Genomic DNA, 14,998 nt, shown 5'->3' on the forward strand with positions numbered 1-14,998 from the left:
TTCGGCCCGAATACCTGTCGAGTAACACGCCGGAGGGTGAACCACAGCCGTGTAGTTCGGCGGGTTAGTCTGTGGTCAGATGCTGACGACACCGGGGGACGAGGAATGAGCGCTGTCAACGTGCAGGTCACAGGCCCAGGCGAGGACCCCTCCAGCCTCAGCGAGCGCGACAAGCAGATCCTTGACTTCGAGCGCCAGTGGTGGAAGTACGCCGGGGCCAAGGAAGCTGCCGTGCGCGAGGCGTTCAACATGTCCGCCACCCGTTACTACCAGGTGCTCAACGCGCTGATCGACAAGCCGGAGGCCCTCGAGGCCGACCCGCTGCTGGTACGCCGCCTGCGACGGCTCCGCGCGGCCCGTCAGCGTCAGCGCTCGGCGAGACGGCTGGGCTTCGAGGTCTGAATGACCGGCTGCGTACGTCCTTCGAAGGGTGAGCGTGGCGTCGCGCTCCCCACACCTGTCATCGCGCTGAGCGTGGTGGCTGTCGTTCTCGCCGTGCTCGTCTTCTGGTTCACCGGCGGTGACGGAGACGGCGGGGACGAGAAGATCGCGCAGGCCGGCGGCACCCCGTCGTCCTCGGCGTCCGCGTCGCCGAAGGCCGCCAAGGCCGAGGAGAAGAAGCCGGCCAAGGCCGCACCCTCGCCCGTCGACCGGGCCAAGGTCAGCGTCGAGGTCTACAACCAGTCGAACGTCGTCGGCCTCGCCGGTGACGTGGCGGCGAAGGCCACCACGGTCGGCTGGAACGTCGTCGGTGAGGACAACTGGATGGGTTCCGTCCCGGAGAACACCGTCTACTACCCGAGCGGGATGAAGCGCGAGGGTCAGCAGCTGGCCGACGACCTCGGCATCAAACGTACCCATCTGTCGATCGAGGGCTCGATGAAGGGCGACCGGCTGACGGTGATCCTGACCGGGGCTCTCTGAGCCGTCCCGGCCGTTTCCGACCGTGTGTGATCTGTCGCACGCTCGCACCTCCCGATCGGCCCCGCCGTGGCCGTCATGCCAGAGTTGAGGCATGGCCGAACTCCAGCCGGATGAGACTGCCGGAGAGCAGAAGTACGCCGCGGTCGCGGCTGTCGCCGCCGAGGCCCTCGTGGGTCTCGACTTCGACGGGACGCTCTCGCCGATCGTCGAGGATCCGGCCTCGGCCCGGATCCATCCGGACGCGGCCTCGGCACTGATCGCACTCGCGGCCCGGGTGAAGGCGATCGCCATCGTCACCGGCCGCCCGGCGGGACAGGTCGTCGAGCTCGGCGGGCTGGCGGCGATCGCCGACGCGCTCGCGGAGCTGGGCAAGGAGCTGTATGTCTTCGGGCAGTACGGCAACCAGCGCTGGAGCGGCTCGGATCGTGTCGTCGTCGGCCCGCCGCCGCCCGAGGGCCTGGCCGCCTTCGAGGCGGCCCTGCCCGACGTGCTCGCCGAGCATGGGGCGAGCGAGGCCTACATCGAGGAGAAGGGCCTGGCCGTCGGCGTCCACACCCGCCGGTTCCCCGACCCCGACGAGCTCACCGCGCGCCTGCTCCCGCCGCTGACCGAGCTGGCCGCCGAGCACGGGCTGATGATCGAGCCCGGCAAGCAGGTCATCGAGGTGCGCGCCCCCGGCATGCACAAAGGTCTTGCGATCGAGACGCTGATCGCGGAGGTCTCGCCCGGCGCGATCCTCTTCGGCGGTGACGACCTGGGTGACATCGAGGCGTTCGAGGCCGTCAAGGCCTGGGGAAAGACCACCGGGTCGCCGACCCTCCTGGTCTACTCCCACGCCGGCGCCGACCGGGGTCCGCTCGCCGGGCTGGCCGACATCGAGGTCGCCGGGCCCGACGGTGTGCTGGGGCTGCTGCGGCGGCTGACGGACGAGGCTGCTGCGGGCTGAGCGGGCTGAGCGGGGGTGTAACACGTCGTTCGTAGGACTACTCGCCCTATCTGAACGACCGGATAGTCGGTGTAACAGCGTGTTACACCAGGCGCCGTCCGCTCACAGCGAACACGATAACCGGAGGGAACATCCGGTTGCTCCCAGAAGTTGAGCCAGTATCACTCAACTTTTCTAGGAGGGTCCGCATGGACAAGCTTCCTGTGCTGTTCGTCTCGGATGCCGTGGTCCTGCCGGGGATGGTCGTGCCCATCGAGCTCGACGAGGCCGCGCAGGCTGCGATCGACGCCGCCCGGGCAGGCTCGGAGAGCCGGCTGCTGGTGGCGCCGCGGCTGGGGGACCGGTACGCGACGTACGGCGCTGTGGCCACGATCGAGCGCGTCGGCCGGTTCCGCGGCGGTGAGCCCGCGGCGGTGCTGAGGGCCGTCGGCCGCGCGAAGATCGGCTCCGGCGTGACCGGACCCGGTGCTGCGCTGTGGGTCGAGGTCGAGCCCGCCACCGAGACGACCACGGAGCACGCGAAGGAGCTGGCCGAGGAGTACAAGCGGCTCGTCGTCGCCGTGCTCCAGCGTCGCGAGGCCTGGCCGGTCATCGACCAGGTCAACCGGCTCACCGAGCCGTCCGAGATCGCCGACACGGCCGGCTACGCGCCCTACCTCGACGACGAGGCCAAGCGCGAGCTGCTGGAGACGCCGGACGTCGAGGAGCGGCTCGAGAAGGTGATCGCCTGGGCCAAGGACCACATCGCCGAGTCCGAGGTCAGCGACAAGATCGCCGAGGACGTCCGCGAGGGCATGGAGAAGACGCAGCGGGAGTTCCTGCTGCGCCAGCAGCTCGCCGCGATCCGCAAGGAGCTCGGCGAGGGCGAGCCCGAGGGCTCCGACGACTACCGGGCCCGTGTCGAGGCCGCCGACCTCCCCGAGGCCGTACGCGAGGCCGCGCTGCGCGAGGTCGACAAGCTCGAGCGTGGTTCCGAGCAGAACCCCGAGACCGCGTGGATCCGCACCTGGCTCGACACGGTCCTGGAGCTGCCCTGGGGCGTGGTCACCGAGGACTCCACCGACGTGACCGCCGCCCGTGAGGTGCTCGACGCCGACCACCACGGCCTCGAGGAGGTCAAGGACCGGATCGTCGAGTACCTGGCGGTCAGGGCCCGGCGGGCCGAGCGTGGCCTGCAGGTCATCGGTGGCCGCGGCTCAGGTGCCGTGGTGCTGCTCGCCGGTCCTCCGGGGGTCGGCAAGACCTCGCTCGGTGAGTCGGTCGCCCGCTCGCTCGGACGGAAGTTCGTCCGGGTCGCGCTGGGCGGTGTCCGCGACGAGGCCGAGATCCGCGGTCACCGGCGCACCTACGTCGGCGCGCTCCCGGGCCGGATCGTGCGGGCCATCAAGGAGGCCGGCTCGATGAACCCGGTCGTCCTCCTCGACGAGGTCGACAAGGTCGGCTCCGACTACCGCGGTGACCCGGCCGCGGCCCTGCTCGAGGTGCTCGACCCGGCGCAGAACCACACCTTCCGCGACCACTACCTCGAGCTCGACCTGGATCTCTCCGACGTGCTCTTCATCGCCACGGCCAACGTCGTGGAGCAGATCCCGAGCGCGCTGCTGGACCGGATGGAGCTGGTCACGATCGACGGCTACACCGAGGACGACAAGGTCGCCATCGCCCGCGACTTCCTGCTGCCCCGGCAGCTCGAGCGCGCCGCGGTGACGCCTGCGGAGGTCACGGTCTCCGACGACGCTCTGCGTGAGCTGGCTGCGAACTACACCCGCGAGGCGGGCGTACGCCAGCTCGAGCGGCTCCTCGCCAAGGCGCTGCGCAAGGCCGCGACGAGGCTGGCGACAGGCACGGAGCACGTCGAGGTCGACCTGGACAACCTCAAGGACCTGGTCGGACGGCCCCGGTTCACGCCGGAGTCGGCGGAGCGTACGTCGGTCCCCGGTGTCGCCACCGGACTGGCCGTCACGGGGCTGGGTGGGGACGTCCTCTTCATCGAGGCGTCGGCGGCCGACGGGCAGACCGGGCTGAACATCACCGGCCAGCTCGGCGACGTGATGAAGGAGTCCGCGCAGATCGCGCTCTCCTTCGTCCGCTCGCACGCCGCTGAGCTGGGTGTCGACCCGGCGGTGCTCGACCGCTCGCTCCACGTCCACGTGCCTGCGGGTGCGGTGCCGAAAGACGGTCCGAGCGCCGGCATCACGATGGTCACCGCGCTCACCTCGCTCGCGACCGGTCGCCCGGTGCGCAGCGAGGTCGGGATGACCGGTGAGGTCTCCCTCTCCGGCCGGGTGCTGCCCATCGGCGGCCTCAAGCAGAAGCTGCTCGCCGCCCAGCGGGCCGGTCTCACCGAGGTCTTCGTGCCCCAGCGCAACGAGCCCGACCTGGACGAGGTGCCGGAGGACGTGAAGCAGGCGCTGAAGATCAACCTGGTGAGCGATGTCAGGGATGTCGTACGCGGCGCCCTGGCCGCCGCGACCGGCAACGCCACCACGAAGAGCTCGGTGGCCGCTGCCTGACCGGATCGTTCCGCATGCTGCCCGCTTGATGCCTCGTGCATCGAGCGGGCAGCTCGCACACTGGAGTCATGAGCAACCGAGCCCTTCTCGTCATCGACATCCAGGAATCCTTCCGCCAGCTGCCCACGTGGGGACAGACCCTCCACCCCGACATCGCCGAGCGCGCCGACCGGTTGGTGACCCTTGCGCGTGCCACCGGCGACCTCGTCGTCTGGGTGCTGCACACCGAGCCCGGTAGCGGCGGCGCCTTCGACCCGACCTCGGGTCATGTGCGCTACCTCGACGGCCTCAGTGGCCCGCAGGACGGTGATGTCGAGGTGCGCAAGACCTCGCACAACGCCTTCACCACGACGAACCTGCAGCAGGTGCTGACCGAGCACGGGGTGACCGAGCTCGTGGTGTGCGGGATCCGCGCCGAGCAGTGCGTCGAGACCACCGCCCGGATCGGCTCCGACCTCGGCTACCGGGTCACCTACGTCGCCGACGCGGTCTCCACCGAGCCGCTGGGTGGGCTGTCGGCGGAGGAGATCGTCGAGCGTACGAAACTCGTGCTCAGCGGCAGGTTCGCCGAGATCGCCACCATCGCCGAGCTGGAGGCTGTGGCAACATCTGCGGCGTGAGCAAGGTCGTCTTCGTGCTGCTGCCCGGCGTACATCTGCTCGACCTCGCCGGGCCGGCACAGGCCTTCCACACCGCGGGCAACCTGGGCCATCCCTACGACCTCACCTACATCGCGGGCGCCGAGCCGGGGGAGGTGCTCTCGGCCCAGGGCCTGCCCCTGGCAGCCGGCGGGGAGTGGCCCGATCTCGATCCCGGCGATCTGCTCCTCGTCCCGGGCTGGAAGGCGGCGTACGACCTCGTCGCCGGCCCTCGACTCACCCCCGGGACCGCCGAGCGGCTACGTGCCCATCATGCGGCCGGGGGTGAGGTGGCGAGCGTCTGTGCCGGCGCCGACGCCCTCGGCCAGGCGGGACTCCTCGACGGTCGTCTCTGCACCACCCATCACGATCTCCAGGACGCGCTGGCCAGGCGCTATCCGAAGGCGCGGGTGGTGCGGGACGTGCTCTTCACCAGCGATGACCGGATCGTGACGTCGGCCGGCATCGCCAGCGGCATCGACCTGAGCCTGCACCTGCTCGCGATGCGCCACGGGCCCGCGCTCGCGGCCCGGGTGGCGCGCGACATGGTCGTCTACGCGCGCCGCAACGGCGACCAGCCGCAGGAGAGCGTCCTGCTGCGCCACCGGAACCATCTCGACGACACCGTCCACCATGTACAGGACGTCATCGACGCCCGGTTCGCCGAGCCGCTCCCGCTCTCCGGCCTGGCCGAGGGTGCGGGCGTGAGCGAGCGCACCCTGACCCGCGCCTTCGTACGCGCGACCGGGCTCACCCCGCTCCGCTATCAGCAGGCGCTCCGCCGTGAGCGGGCCGACCACCTGCTCGCCGCCGGGACCACGATGGAGTCGGCTGCCCGGGCGGTGGGCTTCGACGACGCCCGGATGCTGCGCCGCCTCCGCGCCCGCTGACGACCGCGCCCGCTGACCACGTTGGCTGAGGTCAGGTGGCGCGGACGACGATCTTTCCAGTGTTCTCCCCGCGAAGCATGCCGAGAAACGCGTCGAGGATGTGCTCGAAGCCGTCCACGACCGTCTCGTCGAGCGCCAGCCGTCCGGACTGGATGTGCGGCACGGCGAAGTCGTAGAGCTCCTCCTGCACACTCCCGTGGTCCTTCACCAGGAAGCCCTCGATGCGGAGGCTCTTCTCCACGACCACGGAGTCGTCGATGAGCGACGGGACGGGGCGGCCGGCGTTGTACTGCGCGATCGTCCCGATCCGCACCACCCTCCCGAAGTCGCGCAGCGCGGCGACAGCCGCTGCGAGATGCGGGCCGCCGACGTTGTCGACGAAGACGTCGATCCCGTCGGGGGCTGCCTGCGCGAGCAGCTCCTCGACCGGTCCGTCGTGGTAGTCGAAGGCGACGTCGTAGCCGACCTGCGAGGTGAGGTGAACCGCCTTGTCCGGGCTGCCGGTGGCCCCGACCAGCCGGCCGGCTCCGAGCAGCTTCGCGAAGCGAGCGGTCGAGGTGCCCACGCCGCCCGCGGCGCCCGAGACGTACAGGTCCTCGCCCGGCTGTATCCGGGCGATCCGGGTCAGCCCGACGTACGCGGTCAGGCCGGTGCCGCCCAGGTGCCCGAGGAAGGCGGAGAGTGGCACCCCGTCGAAGGCCGGCAGGCGTCGCACCTCCTCCGGGCGGACGACCGCATGGGTGCGCCAGCCCTGACGATGGAGCACCACCTCGCCCTCGACGAGTCCGGGGTCGCGGGAGGCCACCACCCGCCCGACCGTGCGCCCTTCGAGCGGCGCCCCGAGCTCGAAGAGGCCGTCCATCATCTCGCGGTGGTAGGGGTCGACGGACCACAAGAGGTTCTCGACCAGGGCCGTACCCGGTGTGGCCTCGGGCACGCGAGATCTCACGAATCGGAAGTCGTCGACGCTCGGAAAGCCAAGGGGCCGGGAGACCTGGTGCACGGTGACAGCGCTCATGTCGGGAAAGGTAGATCTGGAATGCCGCCCCGGAGCAGAGCGTTGGAGTCATCCGGATGCGGCTTCCATGAGTCGTACGCATGGACGGACCGGAGGCGCGAGAGATGACCGACCTGGCACCGCGCGAGCTGCGGATCCTCCTCGCCGTCGCGGAGACGGGCGGCTTCACAGCCGCTGGGACGAGGCTGGGGCTGACCCAGTCGGCCGTGTCACGTGCGGTCGCCGCGACCGAGCGGCGCCTGGGGGTGGCGCTCTTCGAGCGGGACCGTGCCGGGGCACGAGCGACGCCTGCGGGGGAGCGCGTGCTCGGGCACGCGCGCCGGGCGCTGCATGCGCTCGAGGCTCTGGCCGCCGACGCCCGGGCCTCGGCCGAGACGGCGGACCGGGTGGCGGGGCCCGTGCGGATCGCCGCCTTCCGCAGCATCGCCGTGCAGCTGCTGCCGCCCGTGCTGGCCCGGCTGCGCGTCAGATATCCGGAGGTCGAACCGAGCGTGACGGTGGTCGCGGACATCGGTGCGGGCACCGCGGGCGAGGTCGCGGCCGGCCGTGCCGACCTGGCGCTGGCGACCCTGGGCAGCGACCCGCCTCCCGGGCTGGTCGCGCGACCGCTGCTGGAAGAGACGTACGCACTGGTGCACCCCGCCGGACACCCGGAACCACGGACGCTCCCGTTGGTCGACTGGGCCGAGAACTGTGGTTCGTACACGCGTGAGTGGTGGGCCTTGCAGGACTGGCTTCCGACGGCGACGGTCCGTGCCGAGGACGACGGGACGGTGCTCTCCCTGGTCGCGCGCGGTCTCGGCATGGCGGTGATGCCGGAGCTGTCTCTGTCGTCCCTGCCGGCCGGCCTGGCCGTGACCGATCTCGGTCCGGACCGGCCCACCCGCACGATCGGCTATGTGACGACGCCCGACGCCGGGCCGGCCGTCAGGGCGGTGGTGCGCGAGCTGCGAGCCGCCCACCGCACTCGCGTGTCCGCATGATGGACGCTCGGTCCACGGAGTGGAACCCGGGTATGTGGGGTGCCGGATACCTGCCGTACGATCGCTACTGCTCATCGAGAGGGACTGAGGGAACGGCCCAGTGAAGTCCCGGCAACCGACCGCGAGCCTCCTCCCGACCACGGGCAGGGCGCGGAGCAGGTGCTAATTCCGGCCCGGCGCGAGAGACGTGATCGGGGAAGATGAGGAGGAGGTTTCTCATGAGCGCTGCGACCACGGAGACGAAGGGCCTGCGCGAGGGCGCTTTCGGCAACGCCTCGGCCCTGTCGTGCCGCGAGTGTGGCAACCAGATCGACCTCGGTCCGCACTACGCCTGTCCGGAGTGTTTCGGGCCACTGGAGGTGGCCTATGACTTCCCGGCCGTGACCCGCGAGGAGATCGAGGCCGGACCCCGCAACATCTGGCGCTACAAGGCGCTGCTGCCGGTGCCCGACGACATCGAGCAGAGCCCCAACACCGAGCCCGGCTTCACCCGGCTCCTGGACGCGAAGAACCTCGCCAAGGAGCTCGGCATCGAGAAGATCTGGGTGAAGGACGACTCGACCAACCCGACCAACTCCTTCAAGGACCGCGTCGTCGCCTGCGCCCTGAGCGCCGCCCGCGAGCTCGACGCCAAGGTCTTCGCCTGCCCCTCGACCGGCAACCTCGCCAACGCCGTGGCCGCCGCCGGTGCCCGCGCCGGGATCCCGACCGCGGTCTTCATCCCGAGCAACCTCGAGCAGCCCAAGCAGGTCAACTCGGCCGTCTTCACCGACAACCTGATCGCCGTGGACGGCAACTACGACGACGTCAACAAGCTCGCCCAGGAGATCGCCGCGGAAGAGGACGGCTGGGCGTTCGTGAACGTCAACGTACGTCCCTTCTACGCCGAGGGCTCCAAGACCCTCGGCTTCGAGATCGCCGAGCAGCTCGGCTGGCGCCTGCCCGACCAGATCGTCATCCCGGTGGCCTCCGGATCCCAGCTGACCAAGGTCGACAAGGCCTTCAAGGAGCTGATCAAGCTCGGTCTGGTCGAGGAGAAGCCCTACCGGATCTTCGGTGCCCAGGCCACCGGCTGCAACCCGGTCGCGACCGCGTTCAAGGCCGGTGTCGACGCCATCCGCCCGGTCAAGCCCGACACCATCGCCAAGTCGCTCGCCATCGGCAACCCGGCCGACGGCATCTACGTCCTCGACGCCACCCGCTCCTCCGGCGGCGCCGTCGAGGAGGTCACCGACGACGAGATCCGCGCCGCGATCGTGCTGCTGGCGCGTACCGAGGGCATCTTCACCGAGACCGCCGGCGGCACCACCCTGGCGGTCACCAAGAAGCTCGTCGAGACCGGCGTCCTGGACCCGAGCCTGGAGACGGTGATCATCAACACCGGCCACGGCCTCAAGACCCTCGACGCGGTCAGCGGCATCGTCGGCCCCCGCGCCACCATCGCCCCCAACTACGACTCCTTCGAGGAGGCCGGGCTCTCCCAGGCGTAGGTTGGCTTCGCGTTCACCCTCGTGCGCTACAGATAAGGGATGTGAGCAGCGCGAAGACGAGTGAAGAGGCCAGGTGGCTCGGGATGGTCGCCGCCACCGCCGGGGTCGCCGGTGCGATCGGCGTGGTGGGAGCGGCGGCCGGTGCCGGGTTCGTGACGTTGCTGAAGAGACAGGCAGCGCACGCCCGCGACGTGATCGGCAAGCCTCTCGGCGAGGAGGCGATCGACGCCGACAAGGTCTACAAGAAGACCTACGGAGGTACGCCGGTCGAGCTGCTCGTCCTCGGTGACTCGATCGCCGCCGGGCTGGGCGCGGAGACCAGGGGCGGCACCCTCGGCGCCCGGCTGGCCAAGGGCACGGCCAAGGCGCTGCAGCGACCGGTGCGGCTGCGTACGGCTGCCGTGGTCGGGGCCGAGACCTCGATGGTCCCTGCGCAGCTCGAGTCGCTGCCGAAGGGCTACCGGCCCGACGTCGCCGTGGTCATCGTGGGCGGCAACGACGTCACCCACCGGGTGCCGCAGAAGGACTCCACCCGCGTGCTCGGGGAAGTCATCGACGCGCTGCGCGAGCGTGGTGCCGAGGTCGTCGTCGGGACCTGCCCGGACGTCGGCGCGGTCCGGCCGCTGCCGCAGCCGCTGCGCTCCCTCGGCCGCAGGATCGCCAAGCAGCTGGCCGACGGCCAGCGCGAGACCGCGCTGGCCAGGGGCGCCCACGTCGTCTCGCTCTCCGACGTGGTCGGCCCGTTCTTCATCACGAACCCCGACGAGATGTTCGCGATCGACCACTTCCACCCCAGTGCCATGGGCTACAAGCGCACCGCCAAGGCGATGCTGCCCTCCGTCCTGGCCGCCCTCGGGCAGGTCCAGCAGGTCCCGTTCGGACACCACCTTCCCGAGCTCCCGCCCGAGGCGGAAGCCCCGCCGGCCCCCGACGACCCGGCCCGGCACAGCCGGCCCTGACGCCGACCCGGCGCGTCTGTCCCGGAAAACGACGCCGAGTCGGCGCGTCTGTCCCGCACGGCCGGGACAGTTGCGCCGACTCGGCGTCTGGGGGTGGGACAGTTGCGCCGACTGGGCTACTTGTCGTCCGCCTCGTCCGGCGTCTTGCCGCCGGTGCTGAGCAGGTCGGCGGTGAGGCCGGTGGCAGCTCGGTAGTCGACGGTCCCCGCAGGCGTACGCGGCACCGACTCGACCAGCAGGACGAGCTTGGGCTCGTGAGAGTCCCCGAGCACCGATCGGGCGTGCTTGCGCAGGTCGGCGGCGGTGATCTCGGACGAGGGAGCGAGCTGCACCAGCGCCGCGACCTGCTGGCCCCAGCGCGGGTGCGGCATGCCGAAGACGGCGGCGTCGACGACGTCGTCGTGGGCGAGGAGCACGCCCTCGATGGTCTCCGGGTGGATCTCGAGGTCACCGGTGCGCACCAGCGTCGCGGCGCGGCCGAGCAGCGTGATCGAGCCGTCCTCCTCGCGACGGGCGAGGTCGCCGGGGAAGGTCCAGCGGCGGTTGTCGATCAGCTTGATCGCGGTGGCCGAGCGGGCGTTGTCCTTGTAGTAGCCGAGTGCGGCCGGGCCGGAGCGGGCCAGCAGGCCCTCGACGCCGGGGGCCGCGGGGGTGAGGTCGGGGGTGAAGACCTCCACCTCGGGTCCCACCATGAACCGCGCCTCGCCAGGGACGAGCGCCGAGCCGTCGTCGGCCCGGGAGCCGGTGACGCCGGTCTCCAGGGTGCCGTAGGAGTCGACGATGACCCGGCGGGCGAAGGCGTTGCGGAGCACGGAGAGGACGCCGTCGGAGAGCGGGGCCGCGGTGTTGGAGACGCCGGCGAGCGAGTGCAGCGGCCAGCGCTTCTTGCCGACGAGGCGCGCGGCGGCCACCGGCCGCGCCTGGGCGTCGCCGAGGAGGGTGATCGCGGTGGCGCCGGACTTCTCGGCGAGGTCGAGGAACGCCTCGGCCGAGAACGACTCGGAGGTGTCGAGCACCGCGGTGCCGCCGGCGACCAGCGCCCGCAGGAGCAGCAGCTGGCTCTGGCCGTGCAGCAGCGGCCCGCCGGCGAGCAGGACGACGCCCGAGTCGCGGGCGGCCGCTTCGGCGGCGAGCCCCTCGACCGACGGGATCGGTGCGTTGCGGCGGACCGTGTTGAGGGCGGCCCAGATCAGGTCCTCCTGGCGCCAGACGGCGCCCTTCGGGGTGCCCGTGGTGCCGGTGGTGAAGATGATGTGCCAGTCGCCGGGCGTACGCCCCACCGTCGGCCGCTCCTTGGACGCCGCGGCGACCTTGGCGTCGTAGTCCGGACCCAGGACGACCCGCTGGTCCAGCTTCAGGTCGAGCTCGTCGAGGTCATCGGTGAACTCGGGCGAGACGATGGCCGCGACGCAGTCGGTGGCGGCGTACGTCCGGGCGAGCTCGTCGCGGCGGTAGGCGTGGTTGATGTTGATCGGGATCGTGCGGGCCTTGAGGCACCCGTAGAGGGCGTCGACCCACTCGATCCGGTTGGTCGCGTGGACGGCGACCTGCGCGCCCGGCTCGAGGCCGACGCTCAGCAGGTGGTTGGCCAGGCGCGTGGCACGCTCGTCGATCTCGGCGTACGTGTAGGCGCGGTCGGTGGTGACGACTGCCGTGCGGTCGGGGATCGCATCGGCCATCGCTTCCAGGATGTCGGGCAGTGTGAGGGGGATCACGGCGGACACAGAGACGTAGGCTTTCCAGGGGTAGGGCCGTACGGCACCGAACCGTACGTGCGGATCAGCCGGTCGTCACCTACGCGCCTCGAGCAGCTCGGCAGCGACCGTAGCGCTCGCACGATAGTCCACCTTGCTCACCGGCGTGCGAGGGACTCGCTCCACGAGCAGGATGTCCTTGGGCACCTTGTAGGCCGAGATGAGGCTGCGGCAGTGCTCCCGGAGCGCGTCGTCCGAGGTCGTGGCGCCTTCGCGGAGCTGCACGAGAGCGGTCACCTGCTGGCCCCAGCGCTCGTGCGGGGTGCCGACGACCGCGGTGTCGAAGACGTCGGCGTGACGCAGCAGAACGGCCTCGACCTCCTCGGGGAAGACCTTCTCGCCGCCGGTGTTGATGCAGCCCGAGCCGCGGCCCAGGACGGTGATCGAGCCGTCCTCTTCCCGCCGCGCGAAGTCGCCCGGGATCGACCAGCGCTGCCCGTCGACCTCCTTGAACGTCGCCGCGGTCTTGACCGGGTCGTTGTAGTAGCCCAGCGGGATCGAGCCGGTCCGCGCCAGCATCCCGGTCTCGCCGGCCGCGCACGGCTTCAGGTCGGCGTCGAAGACCTGTACGTCCATCCCGACCTGGAACTTCGGCGCCGCCTGCGCGCCCTCCTTGCCCTCGTCGACGTGCATGCCGGTCGCCCCGGACTCGGAGGCGCCGTAGGTGTCGAGCAGGTAGCGGCCGGGCAGCGCCGCCTGCAGCTGCGCCCGCACGCCGGCCGAGATCGGCGCGGCGCCGTTGGAGACCGCGAACAGGCTGCTCAGGTCCCAGCGCTCCGGCTCGCGCAGGATCGCCTCGGCGACCGGGCGGCCCATCGCGTCGCCGAGGAAGGTGAGCGAGTTGACCCCGGCGGCCTGGACGAGGTCGAGGATCGTCTCGGCCGACCAGGTCGGCTCGGTGTAGAGCGAGACCGTGCAGCCGGCGACATGGCCGTTGCCCATGATCCACTGGCTGCCGCCGTGCATCATCGGGCCGCAGGCCAGCAGCACCATCGGCGTCTCCTGCGCGGCGGCCTCCTCGGCGAGCTGCTCGACGGTGTCGAAGGGCGCTCCGAACCGGCTCGCGTTCATCGCGGCACGGATGATGTCCTCCTGGCGCCACACCACGCCCTTCGGCATCCCGGTGGTGCCACCGGTGTAGATGACGTAGCGGTCGTCGGGGCTGCGCTCGATGTCGGGACGCTCCTTGGACGCGGCGGCGACCGCGGCGTCGTACTCCTCGCCCAGCACCAGCGTCGGGATCCCCAGGCCGAGCGCGGCGACCGCCTCGACGTGCTCCGGACCGATGATCGCCGCGACGGAGTCGGAGTTGCGGTAGAGGTGGTCGAGCTCGTCGCGGAGGTACTTGTGGTTGATGTTGATCGGCACCGCGCGCGCCTTCATGCACCCGTAGAAGGCGTCGACCCACTCGATCCGGTTGCGGGAGTGGACGGCGACGTGGTCGCCCGGCCGGATGCCCTGCCCGATGAGGTGGTTGGCCAGCCGGGACGCCCGCTCGTCGATCTCGGCGAAGCTGTAGGCGTGCTCCATCGTGAACACGGCGGTGCGGTCGGGGACGGCGTCGGCCATCGCCTCGAGGATGTCGGGGAGAGTGATCGGGGTCACGCCACCGAGTGTGACAACTAGAACGTGTTCTCGTCTAGTGATTGGCTCTCACATCTTCCAGGGCGTCCCGTCGCCGGTCGAGATCGGCCCGCTCGGGCCCGTGCGCGCAGAGCGCGATGGCCTCCGCGTAGGCCTCGATCGCCTCGCGGCGACGCCCCGCCCGCTCCAGCAGCTGTGCCCGTACGGCAGGCAGCCGGTGTCCCGGGAGCGCGACCGACTCCAGCGCCTTCAGCCCGGCCTCGGCACCGGAGTCCTCGGCCACCGCGACGGCCCGGTTGAGACGTACGACCGGGGTGTCGCGGAGCGCGAGCAGCTCGTCGTAGCGCTCGACGATGCGGTCCCAGGCGGTCGCCTCCGAGGTGGGAGCGACCGCGTGCTCCGCGGCGATCAGGGCCTGGAGCAGGTAGGGCGCCGGTGCGGCGTGGGCGAGCGGGGTGAGGATCGCGAGCGCCTCGGTGATCTCCTCGAGACTCCAGGCGGTGCGGTCCTGGTCGGGCAGCAGGACCAGACCGCCGTCCGGCCCGATCCGGGCCGCCCGGCGGGAGTGCTGGAGGAGCATCAGGGCGAGCAGGGCGTCGACCTCCGGGTCCGGGGCCGGGAGCACCGTCCGCAGCACGCGGACCAGCCGGATCGCCTCGCCGGCCAGGTCGCTCCGTACGACATCGGGCCCGGTGCCGGGGGCGTAGCCCGCCGTGAACGCGAGGTAGGCGACCTCGGCGACGATGCCGACCCGTTGCCGCAGGTCGGCGAGGTCCGTGGGCACCTCGAAGGAGGCGCCGGCGAGCCGCTTCCGCGCCCGGGTCAGCCGCGCCGCCATCGTCGCCTTCGACTGCAGGAACAGCCGCCCGATGTCCTCGGTCGAGACACCGAGGACCAGCCGGAGGGTGAGCGCCGCGGCCGCCTCGCGCGAGAGCGTCGGGTGGGCGCAGAGCAGCACCAGGCGGAGCCGCTCGTCGGTGACCGCCTCGCCGCCGGCCCCGGCCGGCACGGTGGCCATCACCTGCTGCGCCTCCTGGGTGAGCGCGGCGTCGACCGCGAGCAGCGGCATCTTGCGGGCCAGCACCTCCTCGGAGCGCATCCGGTCCACGATCCGCCGGCGGGCGGTCGTCAGCAGCCAGGCGGGTCCGTTGTCCGGCTCGCCGTCGGTCGGCCACCGCCGGGCGGCGGCCTCGAAGGCGTCGGCCAGACCGTCCTCGGCCAGGTCGAGACGGCGGAACTGCGCGACGAGCAGGGCCAGCAGCCGGCCCCACTCGTCGCGCAGCAGCGTCTCCAGCATCG

The 14,998-nt window shown here is 71.3% G+C and carries 13 protein-coding genes and 1 riboswitch; of the genes, 9 read left to right on the forward strand and 4 right to left on the reverse strand.

Annotated features, from left to right (window positions below; all coding sequences use genetic code 11):
• The first annotated feature begins 105 nt into the window (after window positions 1-105).
• The 6 genes from UG56_RS20215 (at window position 106) to UG56_RS20240 (ending at window position 5,911) form a co-directional block, all read left to right on the forward strand.
• Complete coding sequence (locus tag UG56_RS20215; protein WP_008360832.1) at window positions 106-402, forward strand: DUF3263 domain-containing protein; 297 nt, start codon at window positions 106-108, stop codon at window positions 400-402.
• The gene (locus UG56_RS20220; protein ID WP_045549883.1) at window positions 403-924 is read left to right on the forward strand and encodes a LytR C-terminal domain-containing protein; all 522 of its coding nucleotides are present in this window, start codon (window positions 403-405) and stop codon (window positions 922-924) included.
• A 91-nt stretch (window positions 925-1,015) separates the two neighbouring features.
• The gene (gene otsB / locus UG56_RS20225; RefSeq protein ID WP_045549884.1) at window positions 1,016-1,870 is read left to right on the forward strand and encodes a trehalose-phosphatase; all 855 of its coding nucleotides are present in this window, start codon (window positions 1,016-1,018) and stop codon (window positions 1,868-1,870) included.
• A gap of 188 nt (window positions 1,871-2,058) precedes the next feature.
• Window positions 2,059-4,383, forward strand: a complete 2,325-nt coding sequence (gene lon, locus UG56_RS20230; protein WP_045549885.1) for an endopeptidase La — start codon at window positions 2,059-2,061, stop codon at window positions 4,381-4,383.
• A 68-nt stretch (window positions 4,384-4,451) separates the two neighbouring features.
• A complete protein-coding gene (locus UG56_RS20235; protein ID WP_045549886.1) occupies window positions 4,452-5,003 on the forward strand; it encodes an isochorismatase family protein in 552 nt (183 codons plus the stop codon).
• The gene (locus UG56_RS20240) at window positions 5,000-5,911 is read left to right on the forward strand and encodes a GlxA family transcriptional regulator (RefSeq protein ID WP_045549887.1); all 912 of its coding nucleotides are present in this window, start codon (window positions 5,000-5,002) and stop codon (window positions 5,909-5,911) included. The genes UG56_RS20235 and UG56_RS20240 overlap by 4 nt, the downstream gene beginning before the upstream one ends.
• Before the next feature lie 31 nt (window positions 5,912-5,942).
• Here UG56_RS20240 and UG56_RS20245 read toward each other — a convergent pair whose 3' ends face one another.
• Window positions 5,943-6,929: an MDR family NADP-dependent oxidoreductase gene (locus UG56_RS20245; RefSeq protein ID WP_045549888.1), complete on the reverse strand. Its 987-nt coding sequence runs from the start codon at window positions 6,927-6,929 to the stop codon at window positions 5,943-5,945.
• A 104-nt stretch (window positions 6,930-7,033) separates the two neighbouring features.
• Between UG56_RS20245 and UG56_RS20250 the strand changes: the two genes are divergently transcribed.
• From UG56_RS20250 to UG56_RS20260, 3 genes are all read left to right on the forward strand, one after another.
• A complete protein-coding gene (locus UG56_RS20250) occupies window positions 7,034-7,912 on the forward strand; it encodes a LysR family transcriptional regulator (RefSeq protein WP_071327224.1) in 879 nt (292 codons plus the stop codon).
• 68 nt (window positions 7,913-7,980) lie between these two features.
• Window positions 7,981-8,119, forward strand: a riboswitch (SAM riboswitch).
• Between the two features lie 11 nt (window positions 8,120-8,130).
• Window positions 8,131-9,402 carry a threonine synthase gene (gene thrC / locus UG56_RS20255; protein ID WP_045550654.1) on the forward strand — a complete coding sequence of 424 codons (1,272 nt, stop codon included), beginning with the start codon at window positions 8,131-8,133 and terminating at the stop codon, window positions 9,400-9,402.
• Between the two features lie 41 nt (window positions 9,403-9,443).
• Window positions 9,444-10,361 (forward strand): SGNH/GDSL hydrolase family protein, encoded by a 918-nt coding sequence (locus UG56_RS20260; protein ID WP_071327222.1) that lies wholly within the window; start codon window positions 9,444-9,446, stop codon window positions 10,359-10,361.
• Between the two features lie 116 nt (window positions 10,362-10,477).
• Here UG56_RS20260 and UG56_RS20265 read toward each other — a convergent pair whose 3' ends face one another.
• The 3 genes from UG56_RS20265 to UG56_RS20275 all read right to left on the reverse strand — a co-directional run bounded on the left by UG56_RS20265 (window position 10,478) and on the right by UG56_RS20275 (window position 14,996).
• Window positions 10,478-12,076 carry an AMP-binding protein gene (locus UG56_RS20265; RefSeq protein ID WP_143055127.1) on the reverse strand — a complete coding sequence of 533 codons (1,599 nt, stop codon included), beginning with the start codon at window positions 12,074-12,076 and terminating at the stop codon, window positions 10,478-10,480.
• A gap of 75 nt (window positions 12,077-12,151) precedes the next feature.
• Window positions 12,152-13,720, reverse strand: coding sequence for an AMP-binding protein (locus UG56_RS20270; protein WP_052693956.1), 1,569 nt, complete (start codon window positions 13,718-13,720; stop codon window positions 12,152-12,154).
• Between the two features lie 34 nt (window positions 13,721-13,754).
• On the reverse strand, window positions 13,755-14,996 hold the full coding sequence (locus UG56_RS20275) for an RNA polymerase sigma factor (protein ID WP_045550657.1): 1,242 nt from the start codon (window positions 14,994-14,996) through the stop codon (window positions 13,755-13,757).
• Window positions 14,997-14,998 lie beyond the last annotated feature (2 nt).

The organism is Nocardioides luteus (assembly GCF_000960475.2).
GTDB lineage: Bacteria > Actinomycetota > Actinomycetes > Propionibacteriales > Nocardioidaceae > Nocardioides > Nocardioides luteus_A.

What these genes read in the sequence shown, in the direction of transcription:
- UG56_RS20215 (WP_008360832.1), top strand. Translation starts at nt 106, where the DNA reads ATGAGCGCTGTCAACGTGCAGGTCACAGGCCCAGGCGAGGACCCCTCC.
- UG56_RS20220 (WP_045549883.1), top strand. Translation starts at nt 403, where the DNA reads ATGACCGGCTGCGTACGTCCTTCGAAGGGTGAGCGTGGCGTCGCGCTC.
- otsB (WP_045549884.1), top strand. Translation starts at nt 1,016, where the DNA reads ATGGCCGAACTCCAGCCGGATGAGACTGCCGGAGAGCAGAAGTACGCC.
- lon (WP_045549885.1), top strand. Translation starts at nt 2,059, where the DNA reads ATGGACAAGCTTCCTGTGCTGTTCGTCTCGGATGCCGTGGTCCTGCCG.
- UG56_RS20235 (WP_045549886.1), top strand. Translation starts at nt 4,452, where the DNA reads ATGAGCAACCGAGCCCTTCTCGTCATCGACATCCAGGAATCCTTCCGC.
- UG56_RS20245 (WP_045549888.1), bottom strand. Translation starts at nt 6,929, where the DNA reads ATGAGCGCTGTCACCGTGCACCAGGTCTCCCGGCCCCTTGGCTTTCCG.
- UG56_RS20250 (WP_071327224.1), top strand. Translation starts at nt 7,034, where the DNA reads ATGACCGACCTGGCACCGCGCGAGCTGCGGATCCTCCTCGCCGTCGCG.
- thrC (WP_045550654.1), top strand. Translation starts at nt 8,131, where the DNA reads ATGAGCGCTGCGACCACGGAGACGAAGGGCCTGCGCGAGGGCGCTTTC.
- UG56_RS20275 (WP_045550657.1), bottom strand. Translation starts at nt 14,996, where the DNA reads ATGCTGGAGACGCTGCTGCGCGACGAGTGGGGCCGGCTGCTGGCCCTG.